At 33.5% G+C, this 18,203-nt stretch carries 10 protein-coding genes; 3 read left to right on the forward strand and 7 right to left on the reverse strand.

The window, feature by feature from the left end; genetic code table 11:
* Window positions 1-574: 574 nt before the first annotated feature.
* Entirely contained in the window at window positions 575-892 is a 318-nt protein-coding gene (locus AC6CH4_RS22530) for a winged helix-turn-helix transcriptional regulator (RefSeq protein WP_498106989.1), read from the reverse strand.
* Between the two features lie 121 nt (window positions 893-1,013).
* On the opposite strand from AC6CH4_RS22530, the gene AC6CH4_RS22535 reads away from it, so the two are divergent.
* On the forward strand, window positions 1,014-1,418 hold the full coding sequence (locus AC6CH4_RS22535; RefSeq protein WP_498106991.1) for a nuclear transport factor 2 family protein: 405 nt from the start codon (window positions 1,014-1,016) through the stop codon (window positions 1,416-1,418).
* Between the two features lie 539 nt (window positions 1,419-1,957).
* On the opposite strand, the gene AC6CH4_RS22540 is transcribed toward AC6CH4_RS22535, so the two are convergent.
* Entirely contained in the window at window positions 1,958-5,077 is a 3,120-nt protein-coding gene (locus AC6CH4_RS22540) for a TonB-dependent receptor (protein ID WP_498106993.1), read from the reverse strand.
* A gap of 1,706 nt (window positions 5,078-6,783) precedes the next feature.
* Between AC6CH4_RS22540 and AC6CH4_RS22545 the strand changes: the two genes are divergently transcribed.
* Window positions 6,784-8,265, forward strand: a complete 1,482-nt coding sequence (locus AC6CH4_RS22545; protein WP_498106995.1) for a Fic family protein — start codon at window positions 6,784-6,786, stop codon at window positions 8,263-8,265.
* Window positions 8,266-9,091: 826 nt separating this feature from the next.
* Here AC6CH4_RS22545 and AC6CH4_RS22550 read toward each other — a convergent pair.
* The gene (locus AC6CH4_RS22550) at window positions 9,092-9,523 is read right to left on the reverse strand and encodes an Lrp/AsnC family transcriptional regulator (protein WP_498106997.1); all 432 of its coding nucleotides are present in this window, start codon (window positions 9,521-9,523) and stop codon (window positions 9,092-9,094) included.
* A 126-nt stretch (window positions 9,524-9,649) separates the two neighbouring features.
* On the opposite strand from AC6CH4_RS22550, the gene AC6CH4_RS22555 reads away from it, so the two are divergent.
* The gene (locus AC6CH4_RS22555) at window positions 9,650-10,366 is read left to right on the forward strand and encodes a sulfite exporter TauE/SafE family protein (RefSeq protein WP_498106999.1); all 717 of its coding nucleotides are present in this window, start codon (window positions 9,650-9,652) and stop codon (window positions 10,364-10,366) included.
* Window positions 10,367-10,700: 334 nt separating this feature from the next.
* Here the strand turns inward: AC6CH4_RS22555 and AC6CH4_RS22560 are convergent, their stop codons facing one another.
* The 4 genes from AC6CH4_RS22560 to AC6CH4_RS22575 all read right to left on the reverse strand — a co-directional run bounded on the left by AC6CH4_RS22560 (window position 10,701) and on the right by AC6CH4_RS22575 (window position 17,590).
* Window positions 10,701-13,049, reverse strand: a complete 2,349-nt coding sequence (locus tag AC6CH4_RS22560; RefSeq protein WP_498107001.1) for a glycoside hydrolase family 31 protein — start codon at window positions 13,047-13,049, stop codon at window positions 10,701-10,703.
* Window positions 13,050-13,136: 87 nt separating this feature from the next.
* Complete coding sequence (locus AC6CH4_RS22565) at window positions 13,137-15,722, reverse strand: two-component regulator propeller domain-containing protein (protein WP_498107003.1); 2,586 nt, start codon at window positions 15,720-15,722, stop codon at window positions 13,137-13,139.
* Between the two features lie 559 nt (window positions 15,723-16,281).
* Entirely contained in the window at window positions 16,282-16,836 is a 555-nt protein-coding gene (locus AC6CH4_RS22570) for a porin family protein (protein WP_498107005.1), read from the reverse strand.
* Between the two features lie 88 nt (window positions 16,837-16,924).
* Window positions 16,925-17,590, reverse strand: coding sequence for a helix-turn-helix domain-containing protein (locus AC6CH4_RS22575; RefSeq protein ID WP_498107007.1), 666 nt, complete (start codon window positions 17,588-17,590; stop codon window positions 16,925-16,927).
* Window positions 17,591-18,203 lie beyond the last annotated feature (613 nt).

Below are 18,203 nucleotides of genomic sequence, written 5' to 3' on the forward strand. Positions count from 1 at the left end.
AAGGAATCTAAGCTCAACAAAAAGATAAATGGAAAAAGTGTTATTTAACACTAGCACTTTGAATTTAATGACATAATTGTGCCTTGTGTGTGTTTAACAACTAAGAATCCAGCAAAAGCAATACATAAGAAGTTCAAGTTCGAATATATAATAAATTTTCTGAGTGCACCTATTGATGACCCTTTTTTAAGTCTTTTTTTTGTACAAAGCTATAAACAAAGAGCTCACAGCAAGGCTTTGGGATTCTACTGGAAAAACCAATACAATCGAGCATTGTGTGTCAAAATGAAATAACCATTTAAATTTGGTTTAAATTTATCTTTTACTTACTATAACATAGCAGTTAGTCAAACAAAATACTCGAGCCTCATTAACATTTTCACAATAAAATTAATTTAAACTACTGATCGATCTAATTATGCAGAAAGAGCTTGTTCGAATGACCAATTACCCATTTAATGTAAATTATCGGGAATTGATTTGTAAACCTGTAGAACTGCCAGCAAAGGAAATAGTATTGATAATCTTAATTTACCGAAAATCATGTATAATTTCTAAAATAGCTCTCTATAATTTAAAACCTATGATTAATTCCGAATTGTATAATCTGATTGATAATCGGGAGCAATTCTTTTCCTAAATCCGTTAAAGTATACTCCACCTTTGGCGGAATTTCAGGAAAAGCTTTTTTGTGAATAATACCTTTTTCACATAAAAACTTTAATTGGCTAATAAGCATTTTTTCACTTATACCAACTATACATCTTTTGAGTTCACCATATCGGATAGTTCTTTCATTAATTTGAAAAATGATAAGCATTGTCCATTTTCCACCTATGATCTCAAGAGTTTTTCGCAATGGACAATTTTCATCTGAAATATTTATATTCATAATATACTGATATTCAATCATTACCAACCTAATTACAGTACTAAACCTAGAGGTAAGTACTTGTATAATAGAAAGTAAAGATAGAAATTTGTAAATAGTAATAACTCAAAAATAAAATAGTATGTCAAAAAATGTAGAAATCGTTCAATCGTATTTTAACGCTGTAGCAAAAAGAGATTTTGATACAGTCAGTTCTTTATTTTCTGATGATGTAATTTGGCATCAACCAGGAAAAGGAATCCAGTCCGGGATTTATAAAGGTAAAACCGAGCTTTTTGTCCATTTAGGAAACTTTATGAAATGGAGCAACGGTACCTTCACTATAGACCATATTGAGTACATCACTGATAATGGACAACTTGTAACGGCTTCTATAAACTTTAAAGCTGAAAAAGATAACAGATCAATTTCTATGAAAGGAATTGATTTGTTGAGAATCCAGGAGAATCTAATCACAGAAGTCTGGTTGTTTTCAGAAAAAATTGCAGAAGAAGACAAATTTTGGAATGCTGCCGCCAAGAGCTAAAAAAACATAAAAAAGTGCGGTCTTAATGAACTGACCCCAAAGGTTAAACACTATTTGGGGGCATTTTTATGGCAAGAAAGTAATGGAGTGGATACCTTTTTTGCCACAAAAAAATAAGGCGCTTTTTAAAGATATTTCACCCGTCTAAGTTTTGTGGCACAATCGTGGCACATAGGTATTTTAATAATTAAGAATCCAGCAAAACCAAGATGTAAAAAGCTTAGGTTCGAAACTTTAATAACGCCAATAGAAGACGCCTTTACCTTGATGTTATCAAAATATCGTTGCTTCACTAACTATTTTATAAAATTCAAAATGGCCTGACTAACTAAATCAGGATCTTTCAAAGCGTTATCTGTGTTACAAATCTATCTCATGATTAGCCTAACATTGCAAATTTCTGCTTACTTGCAAACCATTTTGTTGAATAACAGTTCTGATTACAAAGATATAAGTTTGATTTTTTTTGACGAAAATGTATAAAAAAAACGTCAGCAATTGAATGCTGACGGTCTCTCTTAGTAAATGAATTACAAAATTTAGAAACTAAAACTTAATCTTGCAAAAACAAAGCGTCCGTTTTGACCAAATTGAGATACATTTCTGGAATATACAAATTGATTTTGATTGGATAAGTCGATAGCAGTTGCGGCCGGGGCATACGTGACATTTCCACCTGCATCAACACCAGTAGCTCTTCTTGCCGTTTGTGGCCCTAAATTTTTGTCCGGATAAATGTCAAGAATATTATTGGCACCAATTACGACTTTGGTAATAGCAGAAATTTTAAAACCAACAGAAAAATCAGTAATAATTTTACCTCCCCAAACAGGATGCTCATTTTCTACGGCTTTGCCATTTACAATAGTCGCGCCTACAAAACCATCACCATTTACATCCGCGACGTTTGGATCTGTAACTTCTCCAAAATAAACATTTCTCAAAAAGAAATCTAATTTTTTATAAGTAAGATTGTTGGTCAGGTTTACTTTTACTCTTGGGATCGCTTCTTCCAAATAAATTCTGGATGATTCAGAAAAATAAGTATTTACCTGACCTGCAGCTTCAAGGACTGGTGAGGCATGAATTTGGCCTACCTGACGGGTCTTCGAAAAAGTTCCTGATAAATCATTTTTCAGAGTCATATTTTCATTTAAGTTAAGCTTGTTGGTAATCACAACATCAATTCCTTTTGATTCGGTATCGATGGCATTGGCAAAGAAAGTTGCCGCATTCGCACCCGCCTGATCATATAAAGGCTGCGTAACTGGTGTTGGAGTAAATTGATCTGTAAGTACAACTCTGTCGTCTATTTTTATGTAATAAGCATCGGCAGTTATGGTAATATTCGCAGAAGGAATTTTAGCCGTAAATCCGGCGCTGTAACTGGTAGATTCTTCCTGTTTCAGTTTAGGAATTCCTAGAAGTTCGGCAATTTTAGAATCATTACTGAAAGTTCCTACTTCAAAAGGAACGCCTCCTGTAAATTGCGTAGCTGTTGATTCGTAATAAATTTGGTGTAAAGACGGCGCTCTAAATCCAGTTGAAAAAGCACCACGTAAATTGATATTGTCTGTTAATTTATAACGAGTTGCTATTTTATAATTGGTTGTATTTCCAAAATCAGAATAATTTTCAAAACGAACAGCGCCATTCAATAACCACTTATCGGTAATATCCCATTCTAAATCTGTGTAAAAAGCATAACTGTTTCTGTTTTCTTCTTTTGCATTTTCTGCTCTGTATCCCGGAAAAACCTGAGCTCCTCCAGGCCTTGCAGCGCCAAAGAAGTCAGTAACCCGAATATTGGCTGGAGTTGTTCCTGTAACGACATTTCCATTTATATCATATTGACTATAAGAATCAGGAACTCCGGCATTAATTCCGTATGTTTCATAACGGTATTCAGCACCAAAAGCAACGTTTAGTGTGCCGAATTTTTTATTCATATCAAAATTCGTAGTGTTTTGGGTAAAACGCAAACCTCCGGCATCAAATTCATCAGGAGAGTCCTCTCTTAAGGTTGCATTTACGGTGTTTTCTATATTATAATCAAAGGCATTTCGACCATACGTATTACTCAAATCAAAATTCCAATCTTTGAAAATGGTTCCTCTTAGCCCTGCTGCCGCAGAAAGATCATTTATTGTCGAATGAATTTCAGGTAAAAAACCATCTAAATACAAGCCTGTGTACGATCTGGATTGATTAGGTCTTCTGTAAAAGCCGGCAGATTCACCTTCTCTGTAACTGGTTCCTCCAAATACATAAACTTCCAATTTGTCATTTATAGGATAAGCAGCATTCAAAAAGAACTGAACACTTTCAAACGAAGACTGACCGATTCTCATATTAAAATTCTTTCTTTCAAGATTTCTATACGCCAGTTCTCCATCGGTGGCATCAAAGTTTAAAGCGGTTTGCAATTGCGCAATACTGGTCGCATTGCTGATCGCAGTTTGTTGTGCCCCTGTAAAGTAGCTTACTTGCGGCGCATATCCTTTTATTGTATTGATGATTTGAGTAGAATTGGGTGTGTTAGAAATATTTCCAAAAAGAGAATTGATATTAATTCCGTCTTCGGAAGCTCTTTGTTCAATAGCGTTATAGGCATTGTAAATTGTACCTGTTGCATCATTAGCCCTGCTTGTTGCATCGCGTAATTGTAAGCTTCCTGTTAAGTTAATAAAGCTTTTTTCTTTACCTAAATTTGTACCATAGTTTAGATCCAATTGATAATGGTTACCGTCATTACCGCCTCTGTGATCGTTCGCATTTCTCGAAAAATTACTTCCTGAAAAGAGATTGATATCGAGTTTTTTAGTGTCTTTTTTTATATTAAGATTGATCACGCCTGCAATCGCATCTGATCCATATTGAGCGGAAGCTCCATCCCTTAAAACTTCAATTTTATCAAGGGCAAAAGACGGAATAGCATTCAGATCTGTCCCTACGGATCCTCTTCCCGGTGTCCCGTTAATGTTTACCAATGATGAGGTATGTCTTCTTTTTCCATTTAATAAAACCAATACCTGATCAGGACCTAAACCTCTTAATTGCGCAGGGTCAAGATGGTCAGTTCCATCAGCTACAGTTTGGGTATTGGAAGTAAACGAGGGCGCCACCATATTCAAAATCTGATTTAAATTGGTTTGTGCGCCTTGCGTAGCAATATCTTTCATTGCAATTACATCTATAGGAACGGCTGATTCTGTTACTGTTCTGGTAGGATTACGCGAGCCAATAACAACTACGTCTTGCAGCGTTTCACCACTTCCTCCCGATAATGTAATATTTACAACAGCTTCGGTGACAGTTACGGTTTTTGTTTCTAAACCTACATACGAAAATTGCAGAACATCACCAATTTTGGCTTCAATAACATAATTTCCGTCAATATCGGTTACGGCTCCTTTTTTGGTACCAACTACCAAAATGCTAACACCAGGTAAGGAAGCACCAGTTTCGTCGGTAACTTTTCCTTTTACAAGATCAATTTCTTTGTTTTTAAAAAAAGTTGAATTTCTGTTTTTTTTGCTGTCTGAATACTCAGCAGCGTTTACACTAACATCAGTCAAAATAACAACTACAATAAATAAAGGAAAGGTTGCTTTTTTGAGTCGAAAGAACATTCTGTTTGTCAATAAATCGTTTTTCATAATTTTTATATTTGTTACTTATTTTAATCTTGAATAGAAAAGCAAAAAAGGTGTATAAAGTATTTCTGAAAACTTTACAATTATAAAAATGAGGATTATAATTATTTTTGAAATCTATTTTAAAAAAACAAAAATTAAGAGCGACTTAAAATAGTTTTCTTTTTCCAATATTTTAGGATTGGTTTTCTTAGCAATTGTTTGTACGTTATTCATGCTATTGTATTAAAACTACACTAAAAATACTACATTTGGAATTGTAAAAATATGACAAAATTCTTATTTTTTGTTAAAAAACTACATTATTTTCAATAAAAAAGCAATCGCTTGATTATGTTTTTTTTTTAGAACTGCTTTGGATTAATTTAGGCGATCTGATCAAAATCTTCTTTTATCAAATTTTTAAGCATAGCTGCTAACATGTCTTTTGCAGAACGGTGATTCCGCACCACATAAAAGTCAGTTCCAATGAGTCAAAAGAATTTTATAAAAGAAGATTTTAAAATTTTAAGTACTTTAAGTTTTGTGGCAAAATCGTGGCACATGACGTTTGGAGTGGATACCATTTTTGCCATAAAAAGTTAAGGCGGTTTTTAGGAATATTTCACAAGTCTAAGTTTTGTGGCAGAATCGTGGCATATGGTGTTTTTGAAAAATAGAAAATCAGTAAAATAAGACTATAAGAAGTTTAGATTCGAAACTTGATAACGCTGTTTTTATTGACTTATTTTTTTTCGATAATAGGTTCGAGTCTCGTTATCGAAACAAAGCTTCAAATTTCTCTGAAGCTTTATTTGTTTTTAATAAAACTATAAGAAATAATCTTATCTGATTTAAATTTTGTCTTGCGGGTAATAAGTATCCGGTTAGTGGATTATAATCCTCCATTGGTTTTCCTTTTTGCAGACGTTTCAATGCACAAGAATAAGCCCTTTTGTGCTATCTCAATCAGTGCTGTTTGATGTATTAAACTAGCCTTACGTGTTGTACTAAAATTAGCCTTGCATGCAAATTATATAATATGATATCCGATGTTATTCATTATGTCTGACTGTTCATTTAAAATGAACAAGAAAAAAGTTCAAGATAATTCTCTTTTTTTAGTCTCTATTTTACTTTATCATATCCACATATTCTATAATAGGAATTGGTGCGTTCTGCACCAATTCCTATTATAGATAATTTAATAAATAAATGTTTTATTGTATACTTACCTCAGCGATATGACTACTTTACAAAATTAATTTATTGTAATACAATTTAGAGAATCACAATAAAATCCAAGAGGTGTCTGTGTTGTTTTGTTCATTATATGTGAATGTTCATTTAAAATGAACGAAATATAATAATGAACAATAAATTACAGGAAGACATATCAAAGTAAGCCATTATAATCTTTATTCACTTTATAACTTTAATTTTTGTAAAAATTTGTACTTTATAAATAGAAAAATTTGTGTGCACTAGCTAATTTAGTGTGGTTGGCTTTAAAAACTTGTAAAAACCAATCTATATCTTTAAAAATTTGTAAAATAAGCACCTTATAAATGGAAAAATTTGTGTATACTAGCCAATTTAGCGCTGGTTAGCTTTAAAAACTTGTAAAAACCAATCTATATCCTTAAAAATTTGTAAAATAAGTACCTTATAAATGGAAAAATTTGTAAATAGACGTAAATAATTGTAATTTAGCTGTAAATATTTGTGCTATGGATAAAACGACACCACTGTATTTACAGGAAATAATTTTTTCATCTAAGGATCCCGAAGTCAGCAGAGCTATCTCTAAATTAGTGAAAGAAGGACAACTTCGAAAAATTGCTCCAAAAATATACACTTCAAATTTTGATTACAATGCTTCTGAGATAATTAGAAGAAATCTTTATAAAATAGTGGGACACCTCTATCCTGGTATTTTATTAAGCCATCGCTCCGCTTTAGAATTTACGCCGACAGCAAAAGGGGAAGTTTTTTTAACTTATACTTACGATCGTAAGGCATCGCTTCCAGGTATTAACTTAATTATAGCAAAAGGACATGGCCCATTGCCGGGAGATAATGAATTAAGCAATGGCTTATTTGTTTCCCAAAGAGAAAGGGCCTTCTTAGAAAACTTACAAGACTCTAGAAAATTAGGAGTAAACTCGAAAACACTAGAAAAAAAAGAAGTAGAGGAAAAACTGGAACAAATCATAAGGATACAAGGTGAAAAAGGACTCAACGAGTTGAGAGATAAAGCCAGGGAAATAAGTGAAGAATTAAATCTCCAAAAGGAATACGGCAGATTAAATACAATAATAGGTGCACTCCTTACTACTCATACCTCCAGTATCCTTACTTCGCCTCTTGCACAGGCCAGGGCATTTGGAAACCCTTATGATTCCTCAAGAATTCAGCTGTTTGAAAAACTTTTTATCAAATTGCAGCAGAGAATTTTTGCTGATATTCCCGATAAAAATTTAGATCCTGAACAATTTAGAAATTTTGCATTTTATGAAGCTTATTTTTCTAATTTTATTGAAGGGACAAGATTTGATGTAGAGGATGCACGTAAGATAATCACAACACAAAAGCCATTTCCGGCAAGAAATGAAGATTCACACGATGTCTTAGGCACATTTCAAATTGTAAGTAATCATAAAGAAATGTCCATTGTTCCTGCCAACGCACTAGAACTTATTGATATACTGAAGTACCGCCACAAAATACTTATGAGTGCGAGAAAGGATAAAAGTCCTGGGATCCTTAAAGACAAAAACAATTATGCTGGAGATACAGCTTTTGTAGATTTTAATCTAGTCCTAGGCACGCTTAATGAGGCGTTCAATTTCTATCGTGCCTTGTCGCATCCATTTGCAAAAGCTGCTTATATGATGTTTATGATTAGTGAAATCCATCCTTTTTTAGATGGCAATGGAAGAATTGCCAGAATAATGATGAACGCTGAACTAGTCCACTCAGGGCAGTCAAAAATCATAATTCCCACTGTTTTCAGGGAAGATTACTTAGGTGGTCTGCGACAGCTTACCAGAAGATCAGAACCTGACACTTACATTAGAATGCTACAACGAGCTCAGCTTTTCAGCAGTTCTATTTCCGGCATCAGTTCAGAGGAAATCAAAAATGTTCTGGAGCAGAGTAATGCCTTCAAAGAAGGTGACCAGTACATCTTAAAAATAGTTGCATCTTAGCATAAAATTGGAGTTGATATAAATAGTGCAACAAAAAGTTAATCTTCAATTCCTTCATATCACATAAAAATAACTAAAAAATGTTTTGTTAGTGATGTCATAAAAATTTGTATTTTTACCATGCAATTAATTAAGAGTTATAAATCGCTAATAAACAGCAAGTTACATCTTTAAAATTTGACAGTTTGAAATTTGTGGCACATTCATGGCGCAGCAGTAAAAAAAATATTAGAAATGCAGTATACAAGCGGGCTGCGGGCTTAAGGTTCGAATCCCTCTTTCTCCGCTGAAGGCTAAAAAGGAAACGTTTCAAAGTTTTCAAAAAAGGACAAAAAGAGCGGTAAACCCTGCAAATCAAACGATTTTCAGGGTTTTTTCTTTTATACCGCTTTTCAATATTTATAAAATCGAACAAAATCTTTGTGGCAATATCGTGGCACAAAAGCTTTAAAAAATTAAAAAACTAGTAAAATTAATGTCCTCCGAATTAGGGTTCGAATGTACAACTAAATAAAAGAAACAAGACTTGGTCCTGTAATTCTGGAGATAAATCTAAGATTTATCTCCAGAATTACATCTGCGAAAAAAAATAACCATTCATTCTCAAACAGGCGAATATAATTCACGAATTGGTAGTATTAAACTGGATTACCAACAGTGAAGGAAAAACATGTTCAGATACAGAAATGAAGATCGGATTATTTGACACCCATAGGCGAAAACTGGTAGCGCCTACAAAGAATGGCTTGACGCAATAATTTTTTGTTTTTTGAATTACCTCGTTTTTGTCACAAAAAGCCAGAATTACAATAAATAACCACGACAATTACGAAGACACATCATGATTTTTTAATTCAGAAAGAATGAGGTAAGTAGTCGGGCTTCCATATGAAATGAGCTTGTCTATAAATTGTTGAAGATGTAATTGGTCGCGAAGCACCACCCGCATATGTATATTATATGGACCAGTAATTCTAAAAACTTGCTGTACCTCAGGGTACGTAGTGATTTCTGACAGTATATATTTAAGCTTATTGTCAAATATTTTTAACAATATAAAAACTTCAAGCCCATTCCCCATCATCGCATGGTTTAGCTGAATGTCAAAAGATTTAATAACTCCTATATCTTTTAATTTCTCAATACGTTCGCGAACAGAAGATGGAGAGAGAGCTATTTTTCTTCCTATTTCTGCAAATGAAGATCGTGAATCCTTCTTAAGTATATTTATTATTTGAATATCTATATCGTTAACCATTGATTCGATGTTTATTGATCAAAAATACATTTTTTATTCAAAAAAACAGCAAAATATCCATAGAATCAATTTCTGTACTAATTCAATTCGCTTTAATTTTAAGATGAATAAATATTGTTTTTTTACATGAATTTACACGTCTTTTTTTTACTGGCAATTGGAATATTTGCAGGATTTTATGTGCAAACTGTAATTGGATTTGCAGGAGCTTTAATAGCTCTTCCTGTTTTACTTTTAGGCATGCCATTACCAGATGCAGTTGCATACATTTCAATTTTTTATTTGTTTTCAAGTTTTTTCTTAATTATAAAAGAATGGCAGGATATAGATAAAAAAATAATTTTAAAACTTGCTGTCACGTGCATAATCGGGGTTATTTTAGGAATCTTAGTTCTTACCTTTTCAAAGCCTATTATACTAAAAAAAGGTCTTGGGGTTTTTATTTTATTATATGTGGCATATATTTTTTATGGTAAAAAGAAAATTGAATTAAACAAGATAGGTTTCTATAGCTTTGGAATTATGGCTGGTTTTTTTTCGGGTCTATTTTCTACAGGAGGTCCTCTTCATGTTATATGTGTTGAAAATACTGTTACAGATTTTAGAAAGTTTAGAGCCACAATGATAGGCGTAATGGGACTTGTTACTTTAACAAGAGTCCCAGCTCTATTTTTAAGCGGAGCTTTAAATTTCAGTCATTTAAAAATGACATTGTTTGTGTTTCCTGTTTTTCTTTCTGCTCAATTTTTTGGAAAACGAACTTTTATGAAAATTAATGAGGAGATGTTTAAAAAGATGTTGTTATTGTTTTTATGTATTTCAGGGATAATTCTTATATTTTAAAACAATAATGATTTGAGACGTCCAATCGCTACCGTTGCCCATACAAAATACTTTTTTATGAGGGTTTGAAAAAACATCCTTAATTCAAGCGCAATAGATTTTTATTCAAATATTATTTGCTCTATTTTCATACTTATGTTTTCTTGTGAAGAAGTTGGAAAAAGTAGTGTTTGTCATTATAATATAAAGATAAAAAATATGAAAAAACCCCTTAAAATAGAGGGGTTTGAATGTGGAAAGGGAGCAAATAAAAACCTTTTATCGGAAGATTTGAAACTATTAACCGGCTCTTTTAAACATATTTTATGGTACTATACCGATGACACATGATTGACTAAAGTTTCAGCACTATTTTTTTTCCATTATAGGAAATATTTTTAACCGGCTCGCCTGAGCTATCACCTACTACTCTATTAGCACCAGCAACAATAATTTTGAAAATACGCGATTTTAACATTCCCGGAAAAGCGCCTTCTCTGTTTTCTATAGTAAGCATTCGTGTTTTATCATCCCATTTGAATTTGATAATTGAATACATATTTTTCTCATAATTGTAATTATCATTTTCATCTTCATATAATATAAATTCACCATTGGCACCAGGATAGATACGTATTTCAAGTTCATCCCATTTTTTTTCAGTGGTATATTGAACCTTAGGCCCAAAAGGAAGAATTGCACCTGCTTTGATATAAAGTGGAATTTCATCAACAGCTGATTCAGATACAATTGTTTGTCCACCCTTGACATATGCATTAGTCCAAAAATTGTACCAATCGCTGCCGAATGGCAGATATACAGACCATTCTTTTACCCCGTATTTAGTTACAGGTGCCACAAGAATTGAACGCCCAAACAAATACTCACTGCCGATATTGTGTGTTTTTTTATCAGATACAAAATCCATAATGAGTGGACGCATAAATGTCCCATTGTTATTGCTGACATCCCAGGATGTGCTGTAAATGTAAGGAAGCAGGCTGTAACGCAGATTAATTGCTTTTTCCTGAGCATCAAAACACCATGTCCCCCGCTCACCAAAATTCCATATTTCGCGTGGAAGATCAGTTCCGTGAGAACGCATCATTGGACAAAAAGCACCGAACTGCATCCAGCGAACATACAATTCCTGAAATTCAGGATTTTTATTTCCACCATCTTTTTTCCAACCTCCTGCAAAGAATCCGCCAATATCGCTATTCCAGTTCGGAATTCCCATCAGAGTATAATTCAATGCTGCGGGAATTTGCTTCTCCAGCATGTCCCAAGAAGAAACTACGTCTCCGCTCCATGTATTGGAACCGTAAAGCTGCTGTCCTATAAATCCCGAACGCGTTAATATAACAGCTCTTTTATAGTCGTTGACTTTACGCTGGTTAACCGCAATACCGCGATTGTGTAAAAGACTGTATGCATTCTTTACACTTCTATAACTGCCCAGATGGGTTGGAAGATTATAATCTGAGTCCTTTCGGTTGATGTGGTCAGGCTCTGTCGAATCAAGCCACCAGCCATCGTTTCCAATATAGCTGAAGATGCCTTTGTTGAGATAACGCCAATAAATATCCAAAGCTTCCGGGTTATATACATCATAAGGTCTTGCACCGCTGTCTGGCGGCCAGGTATCAAAATTGATAATCATTTTTTTACTGTCAAATTCCTTACGCTGCTCTGTTTTGGGACCAAATCCAGGCCAGGTTACAATTAATAATTTTGCATTCAGCTTGTGAATTTCGTCGGCCCATTTCTTCGGATTTGGAAATCTCTGCCTGTCAAAACTTTGTGAATTCCATAAACTGTCACTCTTGTTGAATTCAGGCCAGTATCTCCAATCCTGGATAACCACATCTATGGGTATTTTGAGATCTCGGTATTTTTTTAAAACGTCCAGGCTCTCATCTTCTGTGTGATAACGTTCCTTACTTTGAAAAAAACCATAAGCCCATAAAGGAAGCATCGGTGCTTTACCAGTAAGATCACGAACTTGTGCTATAACACCGTCTGCGTTTTTACCATACATAAAATAATAATCTGCACAATGGCCCAGACCTTCAAAAGAAAGTTCCTGCGCATTATCGTTGAACTTAGAAATTGAATAATTATCCCAGAAAACAGCATAGCCTTTCACTGACATAAAATAAGGTGAATACGTCGACATGTTTTCATTCTGCATATGATGGGAGGAATTACGGCGGCTGAATTTATTATCCATGATTTGTCCTACACCATAAACGGCTTCATCACTATCTAGTAAAAAACCTTCCCGCACGGTGTAAGAAGGTGTTCCGGCATCATCTAAAGCTGAGAACTGCGTTCCGAAATCCTTATCTTTAAGAAGGAGCTTTCCGTTAGAGTCGTAGAAGCTTATACCGCCCGTTTCAGGGTTAACTTCAACTTGGATGGAACTGCTCTCTAATAAAGTTTTATTTCCTTTTTGTGTAGATTTAACCGATATCGTTTCGGGAGATTTAACTACAGAAAGACTTTTTTTATTGTATGGAAATCCTTGTGGAGTTTTAAACACACGCACAATATTGTTCGAATAGAATTCGATCTGAATATCCATATTCTGTGTCGCAAATTTTACACCCTGTCTTGTTTCTTCAATAGATTGGGCATTTAAATTTACTGTTATGAAGACTGCAAGAGTCAGCATAAAACTGGTTGTTTTAGAAAATTTCATGGTTGTTTTATATTTTGTTATCTACAACATCAAAAGTATCCCGGAACTGCCAAATTTAAATAGCAGTCATGTTGAAACAAATAACAATCATGTTGATTTCTTAATCATTTCTGCGTATTCAGAAGGTCGGCAGCTGTACATTTCCTGGAAGCATTTACTGAAATAGCTCGAGCTGCTGAAGCCTACTTTTTCTGTTATTTCTGAAATAGTGAGTTCGCCTTCAAGAATTAATCCTGCCGCTTTCTGCAGACGTATACTTCGAATAAACAAAGATGGCGGTTTATCTAGTAATACAATTAATTTACGATAAAGCCCTGTCCGATCCATACAAAGGTCACGGCTTAGATGTTCAACAGAATAGTCAGGTACATCCAGATTTTTTTCTACCAATTCTAAAGCTTTCGCTAAAAACATTTCGTCCGACCTGTTTTCATTCCTGCTTTCCCCGGATTGTACAGTTTGTAATTTTGTTTGCGCAATATAATTCTCCTTTTCTGTCTCCAGATATTGACATTGTTCTATTAGGTTCCGTATTCGAACTAATAAGATGTCCTCTCTGTGATTTTGTTCAAGTTTTTTACGGCTATAATAGAGAAAGGAATAAATTCCTGCACCAATCAATGCTGTGAAAAACAGTATAAATATTACATATGCCGAAGTAGTTTTCCACCATGGCGGCTTAATGCTAATCCTTAACTCAGAAACCAAACCATTCCATTTTCGATTATTGCCTGACGACATCACTAGAAATGTATATGTGCCATGAGGAAGATTAGTGTAGGAAGTTGTCAGAATACCATCATTTCTGTTTTTATTTCGTCCTCCCGTTGACGTTTCCCGCCAGTCATTGTCTATGCCCTTGAGCTGATACCTGTAATAAGTTTGAGAAGGGTTTTGATAGTTTAATGCTGAGAACTCGAAAGTCAGGAAATTCTGATCATGTGAAAGTTCTATTTCTTTTGTGTATGGCGCTGCTACAGGCATAATAATCCTCCCATCATACCGGGTACCTGGTACGATTTTTTCTCCTTTTAAGAATAAATTTGTAAAAACGGGTTTAAAAGGTAGTTTTTCCGACGATACAAGGTTTGTTTTTAATGTATTAAAACCGTTAATGCCTCCAAAATATAATGTTCCGTCTACAGCCTCAAATGCTGCTCCATTAGAATACTCTCCCTGTAACGTTCCTTCATCTGAACCGAAAGTAATGAAACTAATTTTTTTGTTTACAGTATCTATTTGCAGTTTTGTTATTCCATAACTTGTTGTTATCCAAATATTATGATAACGATCTTCTATTATAGCATGTACAAAATTATTGGACAACCCGTCTTTTGTATAAAAAATCCTTTCTTTTTTGTCTTCAGGGTAAAAAAGTTTTAACCCGTCCTGCGTTCCTCTCCATTCCCAGCCGCGTACATCCTTAAGAAATGCAGTTTCGTTATTGATTCCGGTAAAAGTACTTGCATTATGGAGCTTTTTTAATATTTCCAATGGTACTGACGACGGTTGTATGAGGGTCAATTTATCATTTTGACGCGAGGAAACATAATGATAAATAACCGCACCTGCTTTAATGTAAATATTTCCATTTTTGTCTTCTGCAAATGACTGCACCATAACATCTCCCCTTTCCTCTGACTGGAAACCGGATCGTCCAATATGTTTGAACTTGTAACGGGAAGGATGATAATACAGGAGCCCCTGATTCAAAGTCCCCAGCCACAAGCCACCTTGTTTATCATAAAAAAGCGTGCTTACCTCGGTCTTCAGAATACTTCCATCTACTTTTTTAAGTGTTGGAAAATATTGTTTTTGTTCGCTGTGGCAGTTAATTATCCAAATCCCATTAGTACAACTGATATAGGCAATATCATCTTTAGTAACCGCAAGAGTATTTAAAGTATAGGGGGTCTCAAGGATTTTTTTCCAAATTCTTTTTTGAGCATCAAAGAAGAAAAAACCACCTTTAGATCCGTTGCGTAATTGATAAAAACCATTCTTCCCTTTTACCACCATCGAAGTAAAATTAAAAAAATCACGCTGCGAAGAAGGATAAGCGGAACTGCTGTATAGCTTCTTTCCTGTTTTTAAATCATAACAAACCACTTCACCGCTGCTGAAGAATAGATATAAGATGTTATTTTGAGTATCCAGATCCTGCAATTGGCCATGATTCGCTTTTATATCTATAAAATCAGAAGAATTATATTTCCATAATCTGCCGGAAGACAGAAACCACAGCTGTTTGCCTGAATCCAGAAAAAGGTCCTCAGCAGATTTTTTAAATCCTTTTTTCTTAAAATAAATATCAAGGTCTGGTAAGTATTTTTCTGTACGAAGATCAACACACATTAATTTGTGTGTATCTTTTATCCACAGCAGAGAATCTTTTCCCTGATAAATACGATAGAAGCCATTATAACCTTTAAGAGGATAAATATGACGTGTATTATGGTGGATATACTTAAAGTGTTCTCCATCATAAAGATTTATATTACCGCTGGTTTTAAAAACCATCCTTCCGTCTGAAAGCTGTAGAATAAAACGTATTTGATTATCACTTAGTCCATCTGAAACGTTGATTGGAGAAAAAACCAAATCGTTGGTCTGGCCGATAGCAGAGCTTAAAAAAATCAGGCAAATTAGTATAATCTTAACTATATCATTCATTCTACTTATTGATTTCGCTTCTGTGCCAATTAGACTTTTAAATAATGTAACTTTCTACAAGGTAAATTTTTAATGAAACAATAAAGCATGAAAAAGTATTTTTCGTACTTAGTAATCATTAATATTCATTTTAATAATCAAAATTAAATTTAAAATTTTTAGCTGATAATTATTCATCTATCTGATATTTTTTATTAAAAAATGTTATTTGTGGTGTTATTGTAAGAGTTGAATTTTGTTGTTTAGTTGACGTTTTAAGTTTTGGCAAAATCGTGGCACATAGTATTTGGAGTTGATACCTTTATGCCATAAAAGCTATGGCAATTTTTCCAATACATACAGCAAAATTTTATGGCATAATCTCAGGACAAGAAACTAGTAAGAAGCATAAAAAAATCCTTATTCTTTTTTTGAATAAGGATTTTTAGTTTAATTTTTTTAATTTTTGATCCACCCTATTAAAAAAAAATCTTTAATAGGTAAAGCTAGCACAAATCAAATTGAGAAAAGCGCTAGTGCAGGCAGTCCTGGTCTATCTAGGCGATGGAATCACTAAGTTTTAGAAAAAGAAATAACCAACAGATATTTGAAATACGCTGTTTTTATTTTTACTGGAAGAATTCTCTAAATTATTAATATCAGTTAGTCCCAGATTATATCTTGCACCAAAATTAAGCCCGTTGTCAAGTTTATAGCCTAAGCCAAAATTAACGCCAAAATCAAAAATATTAAACGAATCTTTTACATCTGTCTTTTCATTTTTAGCAGCAAGTAAAAAACCTATTTGAGGTCCGGCTTCAACACTCAATCCTTTTGTTACATAATATTTTCCCATTAAAGGAACGTTCAGATAACTTAAGGCAATTGTATTATCATTGAAACTATATCCCTGACCAGAATACATTAATTCAGGTTGAAAAGAAAATTTATCTGAAATCGGAATTTCTGATAAAACACCAAAATTAAATGATGTTACGAGATCAATACCTTTGGCATTATCTCCACTAATAGTTGCAAAGTTTAAACCTCCTTTAGCACCAAATTGAATTTTCTGGGCATTAACATTTACAAATCCTAAAACTGTAACAACAGCTAGTAATAAAAAATTTTTCATAAAAAGTGATTTTAATTATTTATATGCAAAATTCACCTAAGAAAAATTAGAAAAGGTTTCAAAAGCTTAAAACTGTATAAATTGGTACTTATTTGCTGCTATTTTTATATTCATTTGGTGTCTGACCAGTAACTTTTTTAAAAGCTTTGTAAAAAGTCGTTTTTGAAGTAAAGCCAGATTCTAATCCCATCGTCAACAAATTATAGTTTTCATATTCAGAATTTGAGATCATTTCCTTGACAGCTTCAACCCGATATTGATTGATGTAATTGGCAAAATTGTCTCCTGTTATCGTGTTTATAATTTGTGAAACATATCCGGCGCTTATGCCTAATTTTTCAGCAATTTTTTCTCTGTTTAATGTACTGTCTGTATAAATGTGCTTCTCTTTGCAAAGAAGTTCCAGTTTTTGAAAATAAAGATTATCTGCCGTGATAGATTCCCTATATTCTTCTGGTGTACTATTTTCTACAATTTGCAGATTGCTGTACGAAATAGCTAAATCATTATTGAGAAAATTGTAAACAGCATCTTTGTCTTTGGCCAGTTTGTATTTGTAAATGCCTATATAAGCTGTCCAATGAATTATGAATGTTGCAGATAAGGCCAGAACGCTCATAGTAGAAGAAATGTCATATTGAAGAAATAAGCCTGCCAGAGCGGTAATAAGAAAAGCAAATACCAATGAAGAAATAATTGTTAATAAAGTAATTATCCATTTTTTTTCCTGTGAATCTTTTAAATGTCTTATCATAAAATAACTGTAAAATAGTAGGAATGGGATGAATGTGACGGCTAAAGCAAGATGGATCAGACCAAGTATATTGATTAGATCAATGCCTGACTCAGGAATAGTATAAATTCCTGCAACATGATCAAGATCTTGTGTAATATTAAGGACAGCGGAATAAGCAAATGGAATTAGACACAGATAATTTTTTTGTTTGCTTTTTACAGTATCGTCAATCCGGTTTATAACAAACAGGAATAGGAAGGCAGGTATTAAAAATACCCACTCGATGTGGTCAATAAAGCGTAGAAAAGGATAGGCAATAAATACTTCTTCAATCTCAAAAACATGATTCAGTAAAATAATTGAAAGTGTAAATAGTAAGTATGCCAGATATTTATTTGAATTACTATTGAATATGGAAGACTTTAAAATAATTAAACCTAAGACTATTCCCTGGAAAATCGCAATATTTAAAAGTGTTGTATAAATCAATTTTTTACTATAAGAGTTGTTTTTAAGATTTGTTTTGGGATATTATGGTAATTAGTCATTTTTAAAACATAACTTATTTTATGCGGGTTGATAAAGCGAATTTATATTAATACTGATGACTTTTTTAAGGGATTAAGAAATG

Source organism: Flavobacterium sp. GQ95, from assembly GCF_059758655.1.

What these genes read in the sequence shown, in the direction of transcription:
- AC6CH4_RS22565 (WP_498107003.1), bottom strand. Translation starts at nt 15,722, where the DNA reads ATGAATGATATAGTTAAGATTATACTAATTTGCCTGATTTTTTTAAGC.
- AC6CH4_RS22540 (WP_498106993.1), bottom strand. Translation starts at nt 5,077, where the DNA reads ATGAAAAACGATTTATTGACAAACAGAATGTTCTTTCGACTCAAAAAA.
- AC6CH4_RS22530 (WP_498106989.1), bottom strand. Translation starts at nt 892, where the DNA reads ATGAATATAAATATTTCAGATGAAAATTGTCCATTGCGAAAAACTCTT.
- AC6CH4_RS22560 (WP_498107001.1), bottom strand. Translation starts at nt 13,049, where the DNA reads ATGAAATTTTCTAAAACAACCAGTTTTATGCTGACTCTTGCAGTCTTC.
- AC6CH4_RS22575 (WP_498107007.1), bottom strand. Translation starts at nt 17,590, where the DNA reads ATGATAAGACATTTAAAAGATTCACAGGAAAAAAAATGGATAATTACT.
- AC6CH4_RS22545 (WP_498106995.1), top strand. Translation starts at nt 6,784, where the DNA reads ATGGATAAAACGACACCACTGTATTTACAGGAAATAATTTTTTCATCT.
- AC6CH4_RS22555 (WP_498106999.1), top strand. Translation starts at nt 9,650, where the DNA reads ATGAATTTACACGTCTTTTTTTTACTGGCAATTGGAATATTTGCAGGA.
- AC6CH4_RS22570 (WP_498107005.1), bottom strand. Translation starts at nt 16,836, where the DNA reads ATGAAAAATTTTTTATTACTAGCTGTTGTTACAGTTTTAGGATTTGTA.
- AC6CH4_RS22550 (WP_498106997.1), bottom strand. Translation starts at nt 9,523, where the DNA reads ATGGTTAACGATATAGATATTCAAATAATAAATATACTTAAGAAGGAT.
- AC6CH4_RS22535 (WP_498106991.1), top strand. Translation starts at nt 1,014, where the DNA reads ATGTCAAAAAATGTAGAAATCGTTCAATCGTATTTTAACGCTGTAGCA.